A 15576-nucleotide genomic window follows, 5' to 3' on the forward strand; every position below is an offset into this window, starting at 1 on the left:
CCTCGAACACTGGGGGGCTCCTCTGGGGTATGGCCGCGAACTCGGCGGGATCGTGACGCGGTGGCGGGATCGGCGGGACGCCCGGACGGGCGGACAAACGAACGGCGCCGGAGGGGCGGTACGGACCTTGGACAAGGCCCACCGCTCCTCCGGCGCCGCGGGGTCGCTACTTGCTGCCGGCCACCGGCTGCTTGCCGAAGCGCTTCTCGAAGCGCGCCACACGACCACCCGTGTCGAGGATCTTCTGCTTGCCCGTGTAGAACGGGTGACACTGCGAACAGACCTCGACGCGGATCTGGCCGCTGGTCGCGGTGCTGTGCGTGGTGAACGTCGAGCCACAGCCACAGGTGACGGTGGTTTCCACGTACTCGGGGTGGATGTCGGGCTTCACAGGAGTCTCCTTGGGTTCGGGAGGGCGCCGGGTCGTACGCCCGAGTGGGCGTCACGTGAACCGGGGCCGACAGAGCAGTCTGCCAGGAGGGGGCGACCGGACCCAAATCAGGGTCTGTACCGCCCAACCACGACCGGGGTCGTGACATTCCCTCCTGGCCGACGCCGTGTCCGGTCTTGCGTCCGGAGGTGGTGCGTCCTACGACCGGTCGAGGTGCGACTAGTCGTTCGGCATCGGCGTGGTCTTCTGAATCTGCATCAGGAACTCGCCGTTGCTCTTGGTCTTCTTCATCTTGTCCAGCAGCAGCTCGATGGCCTGCTGCTGGTCGAGCGCGTGCAGCACCCGGCGCAGCTTCCAGACGACCGCGAGTTCGTCCGAGGCCATCAGGATCTCTTCCTTGCGGGTGCTGGACGCGTCCACGTCCACCGCCGGGAAGATCCGCTTGTCGGCGAGCTTGCGGTCGAGCTTGAGCTCCATGTTGCCGGTGCCCTTGAACTCCTCGAAGATCACCTCGTCCATCCGCGAGCCGGTCTCGACCAGCGCGGTGGCCAGGATGGTCAGCGAGCCGCCGTTCTCGATGTTGCGCGCCGCGCCGAAGAACTTCTTCGGCGGGTACAGCGCGGTCGAGTCGACACCACCGGACAGGATGCGGCCGGAGGCGGGCGCCGCGAGGTTGTACGCGCGGCCCAGGCGGGTGATCGAGTCGAGCAGCACGACCACGTCGTGGCCCAGTTCGACCAGGCGCTTGGCCCGCTCGATGGCCAGCTCGGCGACGATCGTGTGGTCCTCGGCGGGCCGGTCGAAGGTCGAGGAGATGACCTCGCCCTTGACCGAGCGCTGCATGTCGGTGACCTCTTCGGGGCGCTCGTCCACGAGCACGACCATCAGGTGGCACTCGGGGTTGTTCACGGTGATCGCGTTGGCGATCGCCTGGAGCACCATCGTCTTGCCCGCCTTGGGCGGCGCGACGATCAGGCCGCGCTGGCCCTTGCCGATCGGCGACACGAGGTCGATGATCCGCGTGGTCAGCGCGCCGGAGTCGGTCTCCAGACGGAGCCGGTCCTGCGGGTAGAGCGGGGTCAGCTTGTTGAAGTCGGAGCGCTGCCGCGCCTGTTCCGGCTCCATGCCGTTGACCGTGTCCAGGCGCACGAGGGCGTTGAACTTCTCCCGACGCTCGCCGTCGCGCGGCTGACGCACCGCGCCGACGATCGCGTCACCCTTGCGCAGGCCGTTCTTGCGGACCTGGGCGAGCGAGACGTACACGTCGTTGGAGCCGGGCAGGTAGCCCGAGGTCCGCACGAAGGCGTAGTTGTCGAGGATGTCCAGGATGCCCGCGACGGGGACCAGGACGTCGTCGTCGGCCAGCACGGGCTCGTTGGTCTCGAAGCCCTCGCGGCCGCCGCGGCGACGGTTGCGGTCGCGGTAGCGGCCACGACGCCGACGGCCGCCACCCTCGAAGTCGTCGTCCGGACCCATCGGGTCGTTGTCCTGCTGCTGTTGCTGCTGCTTGCCGCGCTCGCCGCCGCGGTCGGCCCGCTCGGCGCGGTCGCCGCCGCGCTCCCCGCGCTCGTTGTTGCCGCGGTCGCCGCGCTCGGCCCGCTCGCCGCGCTCCGGGCGCTCGGCGCGCTCGGTCCGCTCGCCGCCGCGCTCGCTGTTGCGGTCGCCGCGGTCGCGCCGGTTCTGGCCGCGCTCGCGACGCTCGCGGCGGCCCTCACGCTCGCCGCCCTCGCGTTGCTCGCCCGGCTCGTCGCCGGTGCGCTCGGTGCGCTCGCCACGACGGCGTGTCGGGGCCTCGGTGGCCTCGGCCACCGGCTCCTGCTCACGTCGGGTGCGCCCGTTGGCAGGCGCCTCGGCGGCGGCCTGCTCCGGAATCTCGATCTGCGGGGCCTCGACCGCGACCCGCGTCCGCGCGGCGCGGCGGGCCCTGGTGGGCGCCTCCGCGACGGGCGCCTCGGCGGGCGCCGCGGCAGCGGCCTCGGCCGGCGCCGCGCCGTTGTCCGCGGCTGCGGCGGCCTTGGCCTTGGTGGCCCGGGCCGGCTTCGTGGCTGCAGCGGGAGCGGCGTCCGAACCACCCTGCTTCGCCTGGATGGCCTCGATCAGCTGGCTCTTGCGCATGCGGCCGGTGCCGCTGATGCCGAGACCGGTGGCGACCTGCTGCAGCTCCGCCAGCACCATGCCGTTGAGGCCGGTGCCCGTCGAGCGGCGGCGCCGCGTGGCGGGAGCGGGGGCGTCCGCGGTGGCAGCCGCGTCACCCGAGGCGGACGCGGCCTGCGGCGTTGCGTCCATGAGTTCGGTGGTGTCGCTCACGAAGGGTCCTTCCCTGGAGCGGGCGTCGGCCTTGAGGGGGCTCGGCGACCGGTTGTGCTGTCCGTCCCGCTTCCAGTGCGGTCCGGTGCGGTGGTCCGCCGGATGGCGGGAATCGTCGAAAATGTGCCCAGTACTGCGAGGATCGGGCTCATGTATGCCTGTGGGGGCTCGTATTCCTGTAGGGGCTCGATTTCCTGTGAAGGAACGGCCCTCGGGTCCCCGGGATGAGCTCGACGCGGCGCGGTGGTTCCGCCGGTCTGTATCGGGGAGCCACGTTCGTCACGAAGGACAGGCAGGAGGGGGAACTCCCAAAGGATCGTGGCCACAGAGCACCGAACGCGCCCAACCTATGCGGGTGGGGGATCTGGTGCGGTGATGACGCTAACACTACCGGACCCAAGAGACATTCCCCCACCCCATCGCTCCCCCGGCGCAGCCCATTTTTCCTGCGGTAGTGCAGTGGAGTGAACGGATCCACCACCGCTCGCACCCGTCGCCCGGCCGCGCCGGGTGTGCCGTCGGGTCCGTCTCCCGCCTACCGGGCGTACTGCCAACGAACGGCGAGTACGCAGGTCACGCCAGTGGCATGACGCTTGCTCCGGCCCCGTCCACTCCCAATTGCCGAACCACCCAATCGGGCCCGGCCATACCGATCGCCTCGTCGACCCGGTCGTGTGTGACCAGGGCGAGCACGGTCGGCCCCGCGCCGGAGACGACCGCGGCCATCCCCTGTGCGCGCAGCTTGTCGATCAATTCGGCGCTCGCGGGCATCGCGGGCGCCCGGTAGGTCTGGTGCAGCCGATCCTCGGTCGCGGCGAACAGCAGGTCCGGACGCGAGGTCAGCGCGGTGACCAGCAGGCCCGCGCGTCCCGCGTTCGCCGCGGCGTCGCGATGCGTCACCTTGGCCGGCAGCAGACCGCGCGCGACCTCGGTGGACAGCGGTGAAGCGGGTACGAACACGACGGGAGATATACCCCGGTCGGGGGTCGATCGCACCGCCCGGGGGCCGTCCTCGTCGGTCCAGGCGATGGTGAAGCCGCCGAGCAGACACGCCGCGACGTTGTCCGGGTGGCCTTCCAGCTCGGTCGCCAGGGCGAGGGTGGCCTCGTCGTCGAGCCGTTCGGCGCCGCCTATGGTCAGCGCCCGGGCGGCGATCACGCCCGCGCAGATCGCCGCGGCGGACGAGCCCAGACCGCGTCCGTGCGGGATCCGGTTGGCACATACGACGTCCAGCCCGGGGGGTCGACCGCCCATCGCCTCGAACGCGGCGTAGGCCGCGCGCACGACCAGGTGGTTCTCGTCGCGGGACAGGTCGTCGGCGCCCTCGCCTGCGATGTCGATCGACAAGCCCTCGTCCGCGACCCGGACGGCGACGTCGTCGTACAGTCCGAGCGCGAGTCCGAACGCGTCGAACCCGGGACCCAGGTTGGCGCTCGTGGCCGGGATGCGAACCCGGACGGGGGCGGCACGGAATGCGGGGCCGGCCATACGCGTGGACACTCCTCCTCGTGGAGTTCCGGGCACCTTCGCGGGACGGTCCGAACCGGTGGCGCATTCGGGAAATCGCGGGTGCTGCGGAACGGCAGGAACAGACGCGAGACCCGGGCGGCATGCGCCGCGGAACGAGTGCAAGGCCGCGTCCGGTGATCAGCCTACCGAAGGTGCGTTCCCTCGCGGGACACCGTAACCACCGCGTCGTGGGATTGGTACCGGAAATGGGATCGAAAAGGACCGGGGGCGGTCGACGAGTGACCGTCGACCGCCCGGATTCGATTCCGAAACGATTTTCACACCGGCGAATGCGGCGAATGGCCGGCCTTCCACCGATGCATCGACCGATTGCGGCCGAACGGGTCAGCCCAGGCCGAGTTGGGCCGCCGCGGCGGACGCGTCGATCGGTACGACGACCGGCTTGGGCGCGCCGGCCACGGCCCAGTCCGGGTCCTTGAGGCCGTTGCCGGTGACCGTGCAGACGATCCGCTGGCCCGGATCGACCCGGCCCTGTTCGGCCGCCTGGAGCAATCCGGCCACACTCGCGGCCGACGCCGGCTCCACGAAGACGCCCTCCTGGGCGGCCAGCAGACGATACGCCGACAGGATCTGACGGTCGGTCACCGATTCGATGTGACCGCCGGAATCGTCCCGCGCGGCGATCGCGAAGTCCCACGACGCGGGGTTGCCGATCCGGATCGCGGTGGCGATCGTCTGCGGCGAGAGCACCGGCGCGCCGTTGACCAGCGGCGCCGAACCGGCCGCCTGGTAGCCCCACATGCGCGGGCGGCGGGCGGCCAGGCCGTCGGCCGCGTACTCGTTGTAGCCCTTCCAGTACGCGGTGATGTTGCCCGCGTTGCCGACCGGGAGCACGTGGATGTCGGGCGCGTCGCCGAGCATGTCCACGATCTCGAAGGCGGCCGTCTTCTGGCCCTCGATGCGCACCGGGTTGACCGAGTTCACCAGCGCGACCGGGTACTTTTCGGCCAGATCGCGGGCGAGCGTGAGGCAGTCGTCGAAGTTGCCGTCGACCTGGAGGATGCGCGCGCCGTGCACGAGGGCCTGGCCCATCTTGCCCAGCGCGATCTTGCCCTGCGGCACCAGCACGGCGCAGACCATCCCGGCGCGCACCGCGTACGCGGCGGCCGAGGCCGAGGTATTGCCGGTGGACGCGCAGATGACCGCCCGCGCGCCCTCCTCCTTGGCCTTGGAGATCGCCATCGTCATGCCGCGGTCCTTGAAGGACCCGGTCGGGTTGGCACCCTCGACCTTGAGGTGAACCTCACATCCGGTGCGCTCGGAGAGCACCTGGGCCGGAACCAGCGGCGTCCCACCCTCACGCAGAGTGACCACGGGTGTGTTCGCCGAGACCGGCAGACGGTCGCGGTATTCCTCGATGACCCCGCGCCACTGAGTGGTGCGGACGCCTTCCTTGAGCGCGCTCACGGTCCCTCTACTCCCCTTCGACCCGCATGATGCCGGCGATGTCACGGACGATGTCCATACCGCGCAGATCGGCGACGGTCGCCGCGAGCGCGGCGTCGGTGGCGGTATGGGTGACGATCACGAGTGTGGCATCCCCGTCCCGGCCCTGTTGACGGACGGTGTCGATGGACACGTCGTGCTGGGCGAACACCGCGGCCACCTGGGCCAGCACACCGGCTCGGTCGGCGACGTCCAGGCTCAGGTGGTAGCGGGTACGGGCGATGCCCACCGGCTGCGGGGTCAGTTGGGCGTACGCCGACTCGCCGGGCCCGGTCGCGCCGGAGAGCTTGTTGCGGCAGACCGCGACCAGGTCGCCGAGCACGGCGCTCGCGGTCGGCGCGCCACCGGCCCCGGGGCCGTAGAACATCAGTTGCCCGGCCGCCTCGGACTCGACGAAGACCGCGTTGTACGCCTCGCGCACCGACGCGAGCGGGTGCGAACGCGGGATCATCGCCGGGTGCACGCGGGCACTCACGCTCTGCCCGTCGGCGCCGCGCTCGCAGATCGCCAGCAGCTTGACCACGCAGTCCATCGCCTTGGCGCTGGCCACGTCGGCGGCGCTGACCTCGGTGATGCCCTCGCGGTACACGTCGGCGGCGGTCACCCGGGTGTGGAAGGCCAGGCCGGCCAGGATCGCGGCCTTGGCGGCGGCGTCGAAGCCCTCGATGTCGGCGGTGGGGTCGGCCTCGGCGTACCCGAGCGCGGTGGCCTCGTCGAGCGCCTCGGCGAAGCCCGCGCCGGTCGAGTCCATCCGGTCCAGGATGAAGTTGGTGGTGCCGTTGACGATGCCCAGGACCCGCTCCACCTTGTCCCCGGCGAGCGACTCGCGCAGCGGACGCAGGAGCGGAATCGCGCCGGCCACGGCGGCCTCGTAGTAGAGGTCCACACCGTGTTTGGCGGCAGCGGCGTGCAGCGTCGAGCCGTCCTCGGCGAGCAGCGCCTTGTTGGCGGAGACCACCGAGGCACCGTGCTCCATCGCGGACAGGATCAGGCCGCGGGCGGGCTCGATGCCGCCGATCACCTCGACCACGACGTCGATGTCGTCGCGTTTGACCAGTTCCACGGCGTCCGTGGTGACCAGCTCGGGGTCGATGCCCGCGCGCTCGCGCCCGGCCCGGCGCACCGCCACGCCGGCCAGCTCGACCGGGGCACCGATTCGGGCGGCGAGGTCGGTCGCGTGCGTCGTCATGATGCGGGCCACTTCGGAGCCGACCACACCACAACCGAGCAGCGCCACCTTCAGCGGCTGCGTACGCATCATCCGACCTCACTTCTCGAAGACAAAGGTTGTCCGAGTCCGCCGTCCGGGGGATTTCCGGAGTCGGGCAGTGCCGACAAGTGTCGCTCGGATCATTCTCCGAACCAGGGCTGGTCCAGGATCCGAGACGACAATTCTTGCGGCCTCGCATGCCGGCCACGGGATTTTCTCCCGAGCCCGGGGGCCGCCGCGTGGCGACCCCCGATCGTTCCGTCGTTCTTGTTCCGGTGTTCCTTTTGCGCCGGTGTTCTTTTTGTGCCGGTGCGCTTGGCCGGTGCGCTTCTCCGGTGCGCGTGTCCGGTGCTCTCGCTCCGGCGGGGTCTCGCTCCGGGGTCGTGCTCCGGGGTTCTCGCTCCGGTGGGTCCTGCTCCGGAAGCTTGCTCCGGTGGGGGTCCTGCTCCGGCGTTCGTGTGCGTGTGCGTGTGCGTTCTCGTGCCGTGCTGCCGTACTGCCGTTGCCGCCGTGCTGCTCTCGTACGGCCGTCCGGGGTGTGGTCGTTCAGCCGATGTCGAGGCGGAGCAGGTCCTCTTCGGTCTCGCGCCGCACGATGACGCGCGCGCCGCCGTCGTGGACCGCGATCACCGGCGGGCGGGCCACGTGGTTGTAGTTGCTCGCCATCGAGCGGCAGTAGGCGCCGGTGGCGGGTACCGCGAGCAGGTCGCCGGGAGCCAGGTCGGCGGGCAGGTACGCGTCCTTGACGATGATGTCGCCCGACTCGCAGTGCCGGCCCACCACGCGCGAGAGCATCGGCGCCGCGTCGCTCGCGCGTGAGACGAGCGTCACGGTGTACTCGGCGTCGTAGAGCGCGGTGCGGATGTTGTCCGACATGCCGCCGTCCACGCTGACGTAGGTGCGCAGGCCCTCCAGTGGCTTGATCGTGCCCACCTCGTAGAGCGTGAACGTGCCGGGCCCGGCGATCGCACGGCCGGGTTCGACCGACAACCGGGGCGCGGCCAGACCGGCGGCGGCACACTCGCGGCGCACGATGTCCAGCAGCGAGGCGGCGATGATCGCGGGCGACTGCGGGTCGTCGGCGGAGGTGTAGGCGATGCCCAGGCCGCCGCCGAGGTCGATCTCGGGGAGTTCGACGCCGTGCTCGTCGCGGACCGCGACCAGCAGGCCGACCACGCGGCGCGCGGCGACCTCGAACCCGGCGGTGTCGAAGATCTGCGAGCCGATGTGCGAGTGCAGGCCGATCAGTTCGAGCGAGTCGAGCTTGCGGATCCGGCGGACCGCCTCGGCGGCCTGGCCGTCGGCCAGCGAGAAGCCGAACTTCTGGTCCTCGTGCGCGGTCGCGATGAACTCGTGGGTGTGCGCCTCGACGCCGACGGTGATCCGGACCAGGACCTTCTGGGTGATGCCGCGCCGGTCGGCCAGGAACGCCAGCCGGCTGATCTCCTCGAACGAGTCGACCACGATCCGGCCGACGCCGACCTCCAGGGCGCGTTCCAGTTCGGCGCTCGACTTGTTGTTGCCGTGGAAGGCGATCCGGGCCGGGTCCATGCCCGCGGACAGCGCGACTGCCAGTTCGCCCGCGGTGCACACGTCCAGGTTCAGGCCCTCCTCGGCGATCCAGCGCACCAGCGCGCGACACAGGAAGGCCTTGCCCGCGTAGAACACGTCCGCGCCCTCGAACGCCTCGCGCCAGGCGCGGCAGCGGGCCCGGAAGTCCGCCTCGTCGAGGATGTACGCGGGAGTGCCGAATTCGCGGGCGAGCTCGCGCACGTCCAGGCCGGCGATGGTGACCACGCCGTCGGCGCCGCGCTCGGCGTTCGTGGGCCAGATCTTCGGATCGAGCAGGGTCAGGTCCTCGGGCGCGATCGGCGGCGCGCCGTCGGGCAGGACGTCCGCGTGGCGGGGACCGGCGGGGTGGGCGGAACGGCTCATGTCGTGGTGCTCCCCGGGGGGTGTGGGCGTCGGTGTGGGTCTTGTGGGGCGGGTGCGGCGGCCGGCGGGGCGAGTGTGCCGGCGGGCCGGGAAACGCCGAAGGCCGGGCATCCGCCCGGCCTTCGGCCTGTCGCCTGCGTTGTGACGATCCGTCACATGCGCTCGGGGGCGGACACCCCGAGCAGGGCGAGGCCGTTGGCCACCACGGTTTTCGCGGCTTCGGCCAGCCACATTCGGGCGTACGTCAGGTCGGTGACCTCTTCCTCGCCCTTGGGCAGGATCTGACAGTGGTCGTAGAAGCGGTGGTACGTGCCGGCCAACTGCTCCAGGTAACGCGCGACGTGGTGCGGCTCGCGCATCTCGGCGGCCTTGGCGACCACCCGCGGGAACTCGCCGAGCATGCCGAGCAGGTCGGACTCCCACTCGGTGGACAACAGCTCCGGCGTGAACTCGCCCTTGACGATTCCGCGTTCGGCCGCCTTGCGCTCGACCGAGGACATCCGCGCGTGCGCGTACTGAACGTAGAACACCGGGTTCTCGTTCTTGTGCGACGTGAGGATGTCGATGTCGAGGGTAATCGTGGAGTCGGTGGACGAGCGGGCCAGCGAGTAGCGCGCGGCGTCGACACCGATCCACTCGACGACGTCGTCGATGGTGATGATGTTGCCCGCGCGCTTGGACATCCGGACCTCTTCGCCGGCGCGCATCATCTTCACGAACTGGCCGACGATGATCTCGATGTTGTGCTCGGGGTCGTCGCCCGCGCAGGCCGCGATCGCCTTGAGCCGCCCGACGTACCCGTGGTGGTCGGCGCCGAGCATGTAGACGGCGACCTCGTTGCCCCGGTCGCGCTTGTTCAGGTAGTACGCGGCGTCGGAGGCGAAGTAGGTCTTCTCGCCGTCGGACTTGATCAGGACCCGGTCCTTGTCGTCCCCGTAGTCCGTGGTGCGCAGCCAGATCGCGCCGTTGTCGTCGTAGACGTGGCCCTGCTCGCGCAGCCGGTCGATCGCCTTCTCCACCGCGCCGGACCCGTGCAGCGTGGTCTCGGAGAACCACACGTCGAAGTGCGCGCCGAAGTTCTCCATCGAGCGCTGGATCTCGGCGACCATCAGCTTGAGCCCGGTGGCCCGGAACACCTTCTCCTGCTCGGCCTCGGCCAGGCTCAGCACGTCGGGACGCTCGGCGACGATGTCGGCGGCGATGTCGTTGATGTACGCGCCGACGTAGCCGTCCTCGGGCACGGGGCGGTCGTTCGCCGCCGCCATCAGCGACTTGCCGAACTTGTCGATCTGCACGCCGGCGTCGTTGATGTAGTACTCGGTGGTGACGTCGGCGCCGGACGCGCGCAGGATCCGCCCCAGCGAGTCGCCGACGGCGGCCCAGCGCACCCCGCCGATGTGGATCGGCCCGGTCGGGTTCGCCGAGACGAACTCCAGGTTGATCTTGAGCCCGTCGAACGCGTTGTTGCTGCCGTACGTGGCGCCGGCCTCGACGATGCTGCGGGCCAACTCGCCCTGGGTGGCCGTGTCGAGCGTGATGTTCAGGAACCCGGGGCCGGCGATGTCGACCTTGGCCACACCGGTCGCCCGCTCGATCCGCGCGGCCAGCAGTTGGGCGATCTCCCGCGGCGGCCGCTTGGCCGGCTTCGCGAGCTGCAACGCGATGTTCGTCGCGTAGTCCCCGTGCTCGCGGTTCTTGGGTCGCTCCACCGTCGTGCTCTCGGGCACGGCAACGGCGAGCTCGCCCGCCTCGACGGCGGCACGAACCGCGGACAACACTGACTGCGAAAGCTCTGCGGGGGTCACGGGGACAAGGGTAGGCGACCCGCCGACCAACCCGCCCGGCGGGCGGCGTCGGTCATTCGGGTGACACTTCCGAAGCCGGCCTCGGCTCGGCTTCCACTCCTGCGCGCGCTCCCGGCGGCGCTTGCGGTGCCGCTCCCGGTGTCGCTTGCGGTGCCGCTCCCGGTGCCGTTTGTGCATCCGCTCGTGCTTCCGCCGCCGCTTCGGCTTCGGCCGCCGCTTCGGCCACCGCTTGGGCTTCCGCGCCGGTCACCGCTTCCGCCGCCGCTTCGGGTTCCGCTCCCGTCACCGCTGCCGCTCCCGTCACCGCTTCCACTTCCGGTGACAACGCGCGCACCAACCGAATGAGCTGCTCGGGATGAAACGGCTTCGTCAAATACCCGTCCACCCCCACCGCCCGAGCCCGGGAGAAGTCCTCGTCCTGAGCACAGGCACTGATCATCAGGATCTTCAACCCACTGGTCCGAGGATCCGCCCGCAACCGAGCCGCCGTCCCGATCCCGTCCAAATGCGGCATCACCACATCGAGCGTGACCAGATCCGGCCGCACCTCATGCACGAGCCGCAAGCACTCCTCACCATCCCGAGCAGTGCTCACCACAAACCCCTCCAGCCGCAGATTGACCGCGATCAGCTGCCGAATCACCTCGTCGTCATCCACGACAAGCACCCGCGCCGCCTCACCACCAATCCCGCCCACGCCAGTGAGGTTAGGCCCCCCACACCCACCTCGGGGCCCGATCCGCACATCTCATCCCGCACCTCCCCGCCCCCTCCCCTCAACCCCTTCGCAACCCACTCCCCAGAGCTGGTAATGTTCACGTCACCCGAGCCCCTGTAGCTCAGGGGATAGAGCAACGGCCTCCGGAGCCGTGTGCGCAGGTTCGAATCCTGCCAGGGGCACACAGCGTGAACAGTCTCAGCAGCCACGATCACTCGTGAGCTGCTGTTTTTGTTTTGGGGCCTCTTTTCGCTCGTCACTCCGTGTGTCAGCCCGCGCAGGTGCGTGCAGGCGTAGGACGGCCCGCGCGTAATGGGCACGTAATGATCTTGGAGCCGTTTCCGCAGGTCACAGTGCGTATTTGGCGTATGCGCGGCGTGGCCCGGACACGACGAAAGCCCCGGAGTGATCCGGGGCTTCCTGCCGTCTGACGGCTGCTCAGCTCTCGTCACCGAGACCATCCGAGATGCGTTGGTTGATCAGGTCGCGCTGTCCGTCGATGCACTTGGCGTAGATCTTGAGCAGCACATCCACCGAGTGCCCGAGCCGTTCGGCGACCTCCGTGGCCGGCACTCCGGAGTTGAGCCAGAGCGACGCGCAGGCGTGCCGCAGGTCGTACGGCCGAGCTGCGAGAGGTGAGGTCACTTGTTCCTCGGTCAGCGCGAGCTTGCGTGCTTCCTTCCACACTCGGGAGTAGGTGGAGGAGGCAAGGACGCCACGGCGTTCGCTCGGGAAGAGTCGACCGTCCTTTGCCGTGCCGAACTCTTCGATGTGCGCGAGGAGGATCGCGACGAGTTGCGGAGGGATGGGCACGTGGCGCGTGTCCTTGTCCGCCCGCTGCTTCAGGCCCCGCTCGTCGTGCGCCTGGCCGTTGTCCGTCCAGGTCTTGCCCGCCGCCGGCCGAGTGGTGTGCAGGGTCAGCGAGCCCCATCCCGAGGTGGGCAGGACACTGTCGGCGCGCCGCAGGTTCACCGCTTCCGCCGGGCGCGTACCGGCGTAGTAGAGGACCGCGAAGAAGGCGCGGAGACGTCGGCCGCCGGCCCGCTTGTGTCCGCCGACGTAGGTCACCGCGGCGAGCAGTTCGCGAGCCTGGACCGGGTTGGCAACCGAGCGGCGGTCCACCGAGGACGCCACCAGGACGCGCTTGCGCTTGAGCTTGTCGATGGGGTTCACCGGAAGGTGTTCCAGCTCCACGGCGTAGTCGAGGAGGTTGTAGACGACCGACCGCTTACGGCGAAGCGTCTCGGCGCTTGCCGCGGATCCGTCGAGCTTGAGACCGAGCGCGTCCAAGACACCGTGAACAATCTTGGCGTCCGCGAGCCCCGTGATGGGCAGCGACCTCTTTTCGAGCCAGGCAACCGCTTTGGCGACGTCGCCGGGCCGAGGGAGCTTCCGTCGAGTCGGCGGCAGAACAAACAGCCGGAGAGCGCGGCGCAGGGTCACCACGTCGGGCCGACCGTCACTGTCCTTCACGAGCGCGGGCAGAGCCGTGGCCAGCGCGTCCGCCATGCTGTCCCGCGACTTCGCAGCCGCACCCGGCCACTTCATGTCCATGTAGGCGAGCGCGAAGGTGAGGGCTGACGTCGCCTTTTTGGCCTTCTGCATGGACTCGGGGAGACCGCTCTCAAGATCGAACGCTTCGCCGTCCTCGGTGGCACGGATCAGGCGTCCACGAAACCGGTCGGCCAACCCTTTCGTACCAAACGTCGCTGATTGCGGCTCGCCCGCGACAGTCCAACGCACCACGAAAGAGGGCTTCTTCTTACTGCTCTGGTTCCGGACCACGGCCCAGACCCGGACCTTGTACGTCTTGTCTGTCACGCCGCTTCCTCCGCCCGAGTGTCGAGCCACTCCGCGAACGCCTCACGCGTAATGCGCAGTTCGCCGTTGGGGAGCTTGTGGCAGGCCGGCGCCAAGCCGAGTTCACGCCAGCGGTAGAAAGTCCGGCGAGAGAGGCCACCCAGCGCTTCGAGGACTTCCGGGACGGTCAGGAGTTCGACGTCCGAAGTTTTGGCTCTTCTGGTCATGCCGCCCTCCCCCGGGCAGTTGCCGAATTGTCGAGCGGTCCGTCTGCGCGGGCTTTCGCTTCGTCCATCGCCTTGCGCCACCGCACCCGTTCGGCGACCGCGCGAAGGAGGCGATGGGACAGCGGTGCGACGTCAGGGTCATCACGGCCGACCGGAGCCCAGATGAACCGATTCGGATCCGGAATGTCGCCGGCACCGCCGACCAGGTCCAGCACCCATGCCCGGCGCTCCGCCTTGTGGTCGGCCATGGTCTTGCCGGACCACTTGCGCGAGACCAGGACGCGCCGCCCGCCGTAGCCGAGGTGGGTCCGCCGATGAGCTTTGGCCTTGCAGCAGCCAGGCCGCAGGCCCGCGCGGGCGTTCTTCGGCTGGACTCCGTAGAGGAGCCAGTTGGCGCAGGTGGGCGAGCAGGGCTCGTAACGGAGGGCTTCCACGAGTCGGTCCACGTGCGCGTTCTGGGCCCCGCTCTGGGCCTCGTGGGACTCGTGGGCGGACTTGTTGAGGTACTTGGTCAGGTAGCCGATGCAGCGGCGTGCGTCCGGCGAGCCGACCAGGACGCCCTTCGCGTCGACCTGCGTCCCGAACCGGGCGACGTGAATCGGCTCCGCATCGTCGCCCAGGCCGTCCAACGCCTCATCCCAGGTGGGCAGTTCGGCGCCGTTCGTCGGGTCGAGGTACGCGCCGGCCTTCGTGTCCCAGACCGGCGGAAGGTCGGTCGAGTAGACCGGCTCGTCGCACGCCGGCCACCACACCTGGTGATAGGTCGCCGCCGCCACCTGGCGAAGTTCGGCGCGCGAGACCGTGCCACGGATCGCGAGGTGGATGTGCGGTGCCAACCGCCGCTGATACTCGACCGCGGCGAAGTACTGCACGTCGAAGCCGACCAGGCGCCTCAGGTTCTGCACGAACCGATCGACCAGCTTCGAGAAGTGCAACGCATCCCGAGCAGCCGCCCGGTAGTCGTACGCCGAGGCATCCACGGGTGTCCCGTCCCGACGCACACGCCCGTACGACGGCAGCGTCAGCGTGACGAACAACGACGGCCGGAACACCTTGCCGTCAGGCGCGGTGTACGCCCTGCCGACCGTCCGCGCGTCGACCTCACGCCGGGGCAGATCCGGAGCATCCTGCCGCCGCCGAGTCGACCGCACCCGCCGCGAGACCGGATCCGGGTCGATGTTGCCCCGTACGCCGGAATCGGCCAATTCGGCGTCGACCGCGGCCAGGTCTTCGGCGCGTTCGTCTCGCTCGTCACCGCGCGCCAGGTCGTGCTTCTTGGTCCAGTCCGCCCGCAGTTCGGCCAGCAAGCGCTGTTCGTCGGTCGGCTCGTCTGCCTCCTGAATCGGTTCCTCGGTCAGATGCCACCCTTCCCGACACTGCGCCATCCGGAGCCGCCGCTTCCGCTCAGCGCAGGTCGGGCACACGCTCGCCAGCGTCGCCCCACACGGGACGTCGACCACCGTGGTCTCACCGGTCATGACGTCCGTGCGCCGCAAGGCAATCGGCCGGACACAGACCCCGTGTTCTTGAGCCACCGCCCGCACGACCTCACGCGCAAGTGGCATCCGCGCACGTTCCGCCCGGGTGGTCATCGATCACCAGCCGGGGGAAGCGGACCGTACTTCCGTTGGAGTTCAGCCATGAACGCGTCGTCACTCCGTCGCATCTGGCTGACCAGGTCTGCGCGCACCCGGTAGAGCACCGTCACGGCGGTGTCGATGCCCTGGATAGCGGAGTTTGCCGCCTCGCGTCGTTCCGCCGAGGTGGGCCCGTCCGTCTCCCCCGTCCAGGTAGCGACCGCTTTTCCCGCGAGTGCCAGCAGGTTGTACACCGCAGCCATGCGCTCGCTCATGCTCCGCTCAGCCATGGCGCGACCCTTCATCGGTCGCTTCACCGCTCAGACGTCCGCGCGACCACACGGTGATCGAGGCGCCCGCGATGCTTCCCACCGCCTGGTAGTGGACGTACGCCGCGCCCGACGTGGTCACCTTCGCCGACGTCGTCACGCCGTTGGCGATCTCTCCAGCCCACATCGCAACGGCTTCCGCGGGGAAGTCCGAGTCGCCGTCGACGAACACGCGCGCCGTCACGTTCCACTCGTCCGTCTCCGCGCTCCACACCGTGTGGACGGAGACCAGGTCGGGCAGCGCCGGGCGGGCTTCGATCAGCGCGACCAGGGCGGCGAGCACACCCCCGAGGTCTGCCAG

The 15576-nt window shown here is 69.8% G+C and carries 13 protein-coding genes and 1 tRNA gene; 1 reads left to right on the forward strand and 13 read right to left on the reverse strand.

Annotation, left to right across the window (positions count from 1 at the left end):
* Positions 1-166: 166 nt before the first annotated feature.
* The 8 genes from rpmE to ACWCPW_RS10525 form a co-directional block, all read right to left on the reverse strand.
* Positions 167-391 (reverse strand): 50S ribosomal protein L31, encoded by a 225-nt coding sequence (gene rpmE, locus ACWCPW_RS10490; protein WP_020549124.1) that lies wholly within the window; start codon positions 389-391, stop codon positions 167-169.
* A gap of 219 nt (positions 392-610) precedes the next feature.
* On the reverse strand, positions 611-2698 hold the full coding sequence (gene rho, locus ACWCPW_RS10495) for a transcription termination factor Rho (RefSeq protein ID WP_449761170.1): 2088 nt from the start codon (positions 2696-2698) through the stop codon (positions 611-613).
* Positions 2699-3271: 573 nt separating this feature from the next.
* On the reverse strand, positions 3272-4186 hold the full coding sequence (gene thrB / locus ACWCPW_RS10500) for a homoserine kinase (protein ID WP_406298471.1): 915 nt from the start codon (positions 4184-4186) through the stop codon (positions 3272-3274).
* Positions 4187-4552: 366 nt separating this feature from the next.
* Positions 4553-5635 (reverse strand): threonine synthase, encoded by a 1083-nt coding sequence (gene thrC / locus ACWCPW_RS10505; protein WP_402230599.1) that lies wholly within the window; start codon positions 5633-5635, stop codon positions 4553-4555.
* 7 nt (positions 5636-5642) lie between these two features.
* Positions 5643-6935, reverse strand: coding sequence for a homoserine dehydrogenase (locus tag ACWCPW_RS10510; RefSeq protein WP_449761171.1), 1293 nt, complete (start codon positions 6933-6935; stop codon positions 5643-5645).
* A gap of 495 nt (positions 6936-7430) precedes the next feature.
* Positions 7431-8819 (reverse strand): diaminopimelate decarboxylase, encoded by a 1389-nt coding sequence (lysA, locus tag ACWCPW_RS10515; RefSeq protein WP_449761172.1) that lies wholly within the window; start codon positions 8817-8819, stop codon positions 7431-7433.
* 152 nt (positions 8820-8971) lie between these two features.
* Positions 8972-10624 (reverse strand): arginine--tRNA ligase, encoded by a 1653-nt coding sequence (gene argS, locus ACWCPW_RS10520; RefSeq protein WP_449761173.1) that lies wholly within the window; start codon positions 10622-10624, stop codon positions 8972-8974.
* Between the two features lie 52 nt (positions 10625-10676).
* Positions 10677-11321 carry a response regulator transcription factor gene (locus ACWCPW_RS10525; RefSeq protein ID WP_449761174.1) on the reverse strand — a complete coding sequence of 215 codons (645 nt, stop codon included), beginning with the start codon at positions 11319-11321 and terminating at the stop codon, positions 10677-10679.
* 131 nt (positions 11322-11452) lie between these two features.
* On the opposite strand from ACWCPW_RS10525, the gene ACWCPW_RS10530 reads away from it, so the two are divergent.
* Positions 11453-11524 (forward strand) — tRNA-Arg (locus ACWCPW_RS10530).
* Positions 11525-11780: 256 nt separating this feature from the next.
* Here ACWCPW_RS10530 and ACWCPW_RS10535 read toward each other — a convergent pair.
* Genes ACWCPW_RS10535 through ACWCPW_RS10555 form a run of 5 tightly spaced genes read right to left on the reverse strand, consistent with a single transcriptional unit; the run spans position 11781 to position 15558 of the window.
* Positions 11781-13163 carry a tyrosine-type recombinase/integrase gene (locus ACWCPW_RS10535; protein WP_449761175.1) on the reverse strand — a complete coding sequence of 461 codons (1383 nt, stop codon included), beginning with the start codon at positions 13161-13163 and terminating at the stop codon, positions 11781-11783.
* Positions 13160-13369, reverse strand: a complete 210-nt coding sequence (locus tag ACWCPW_RS10540) for a helix-turn-helix transcriptional regulator (protein ID WP_449761176.1) — start codon at positions 13367-13369, stop codon at positions 13160-13162. Before ACWCPW_RS10540 ends, ACWCPW_RS10535 begins: the two co-directional genes overlap by 4 nt.
* Positions 13366-14961 (reverse strand): replication initiator, encoded by a 1596-nt coding sequence (locus ACWCPW_RS10545; protein ID WP_449761177.1) that lies wholly within the window; start codon positions 14959-14961, stop codon positions 13366-13368. Before ACWCPW_RS10545 ends, ACWCPW_RS10540 begins: the two co-directional genes overlap by 4 nt.
* Entirely contained in the window at positions 14958-15221 is a 264-nt protein-coding gene (locus tag ACWCPW_RS10550; protein ID WP_449761178.1) for a hypothetical protein, read from the reverse strand. The genes ACWCPW_RS10545 and ACWCPW_RS10550 overlap by 4 nt, the downstream gene beginning before the upstream one ends.
* 7 nt (positions 15222-15228) lie before the next feature.
* A complete protein-coding gene (locus tag ACWCPW_RS10555; RefSeq protein WP_449761179.1) occupies positions 15229-15558 on the reverse strand; it encodes a hypothetical protein in 330 nt (109 codons plus the stop codon).
* Between the last annotated feature and the right edge of the window lie 18 nt (positions 15559-15576).

It is taken from the genome of Embleya sp. NPDC001921, assembly GCF_053594475.1.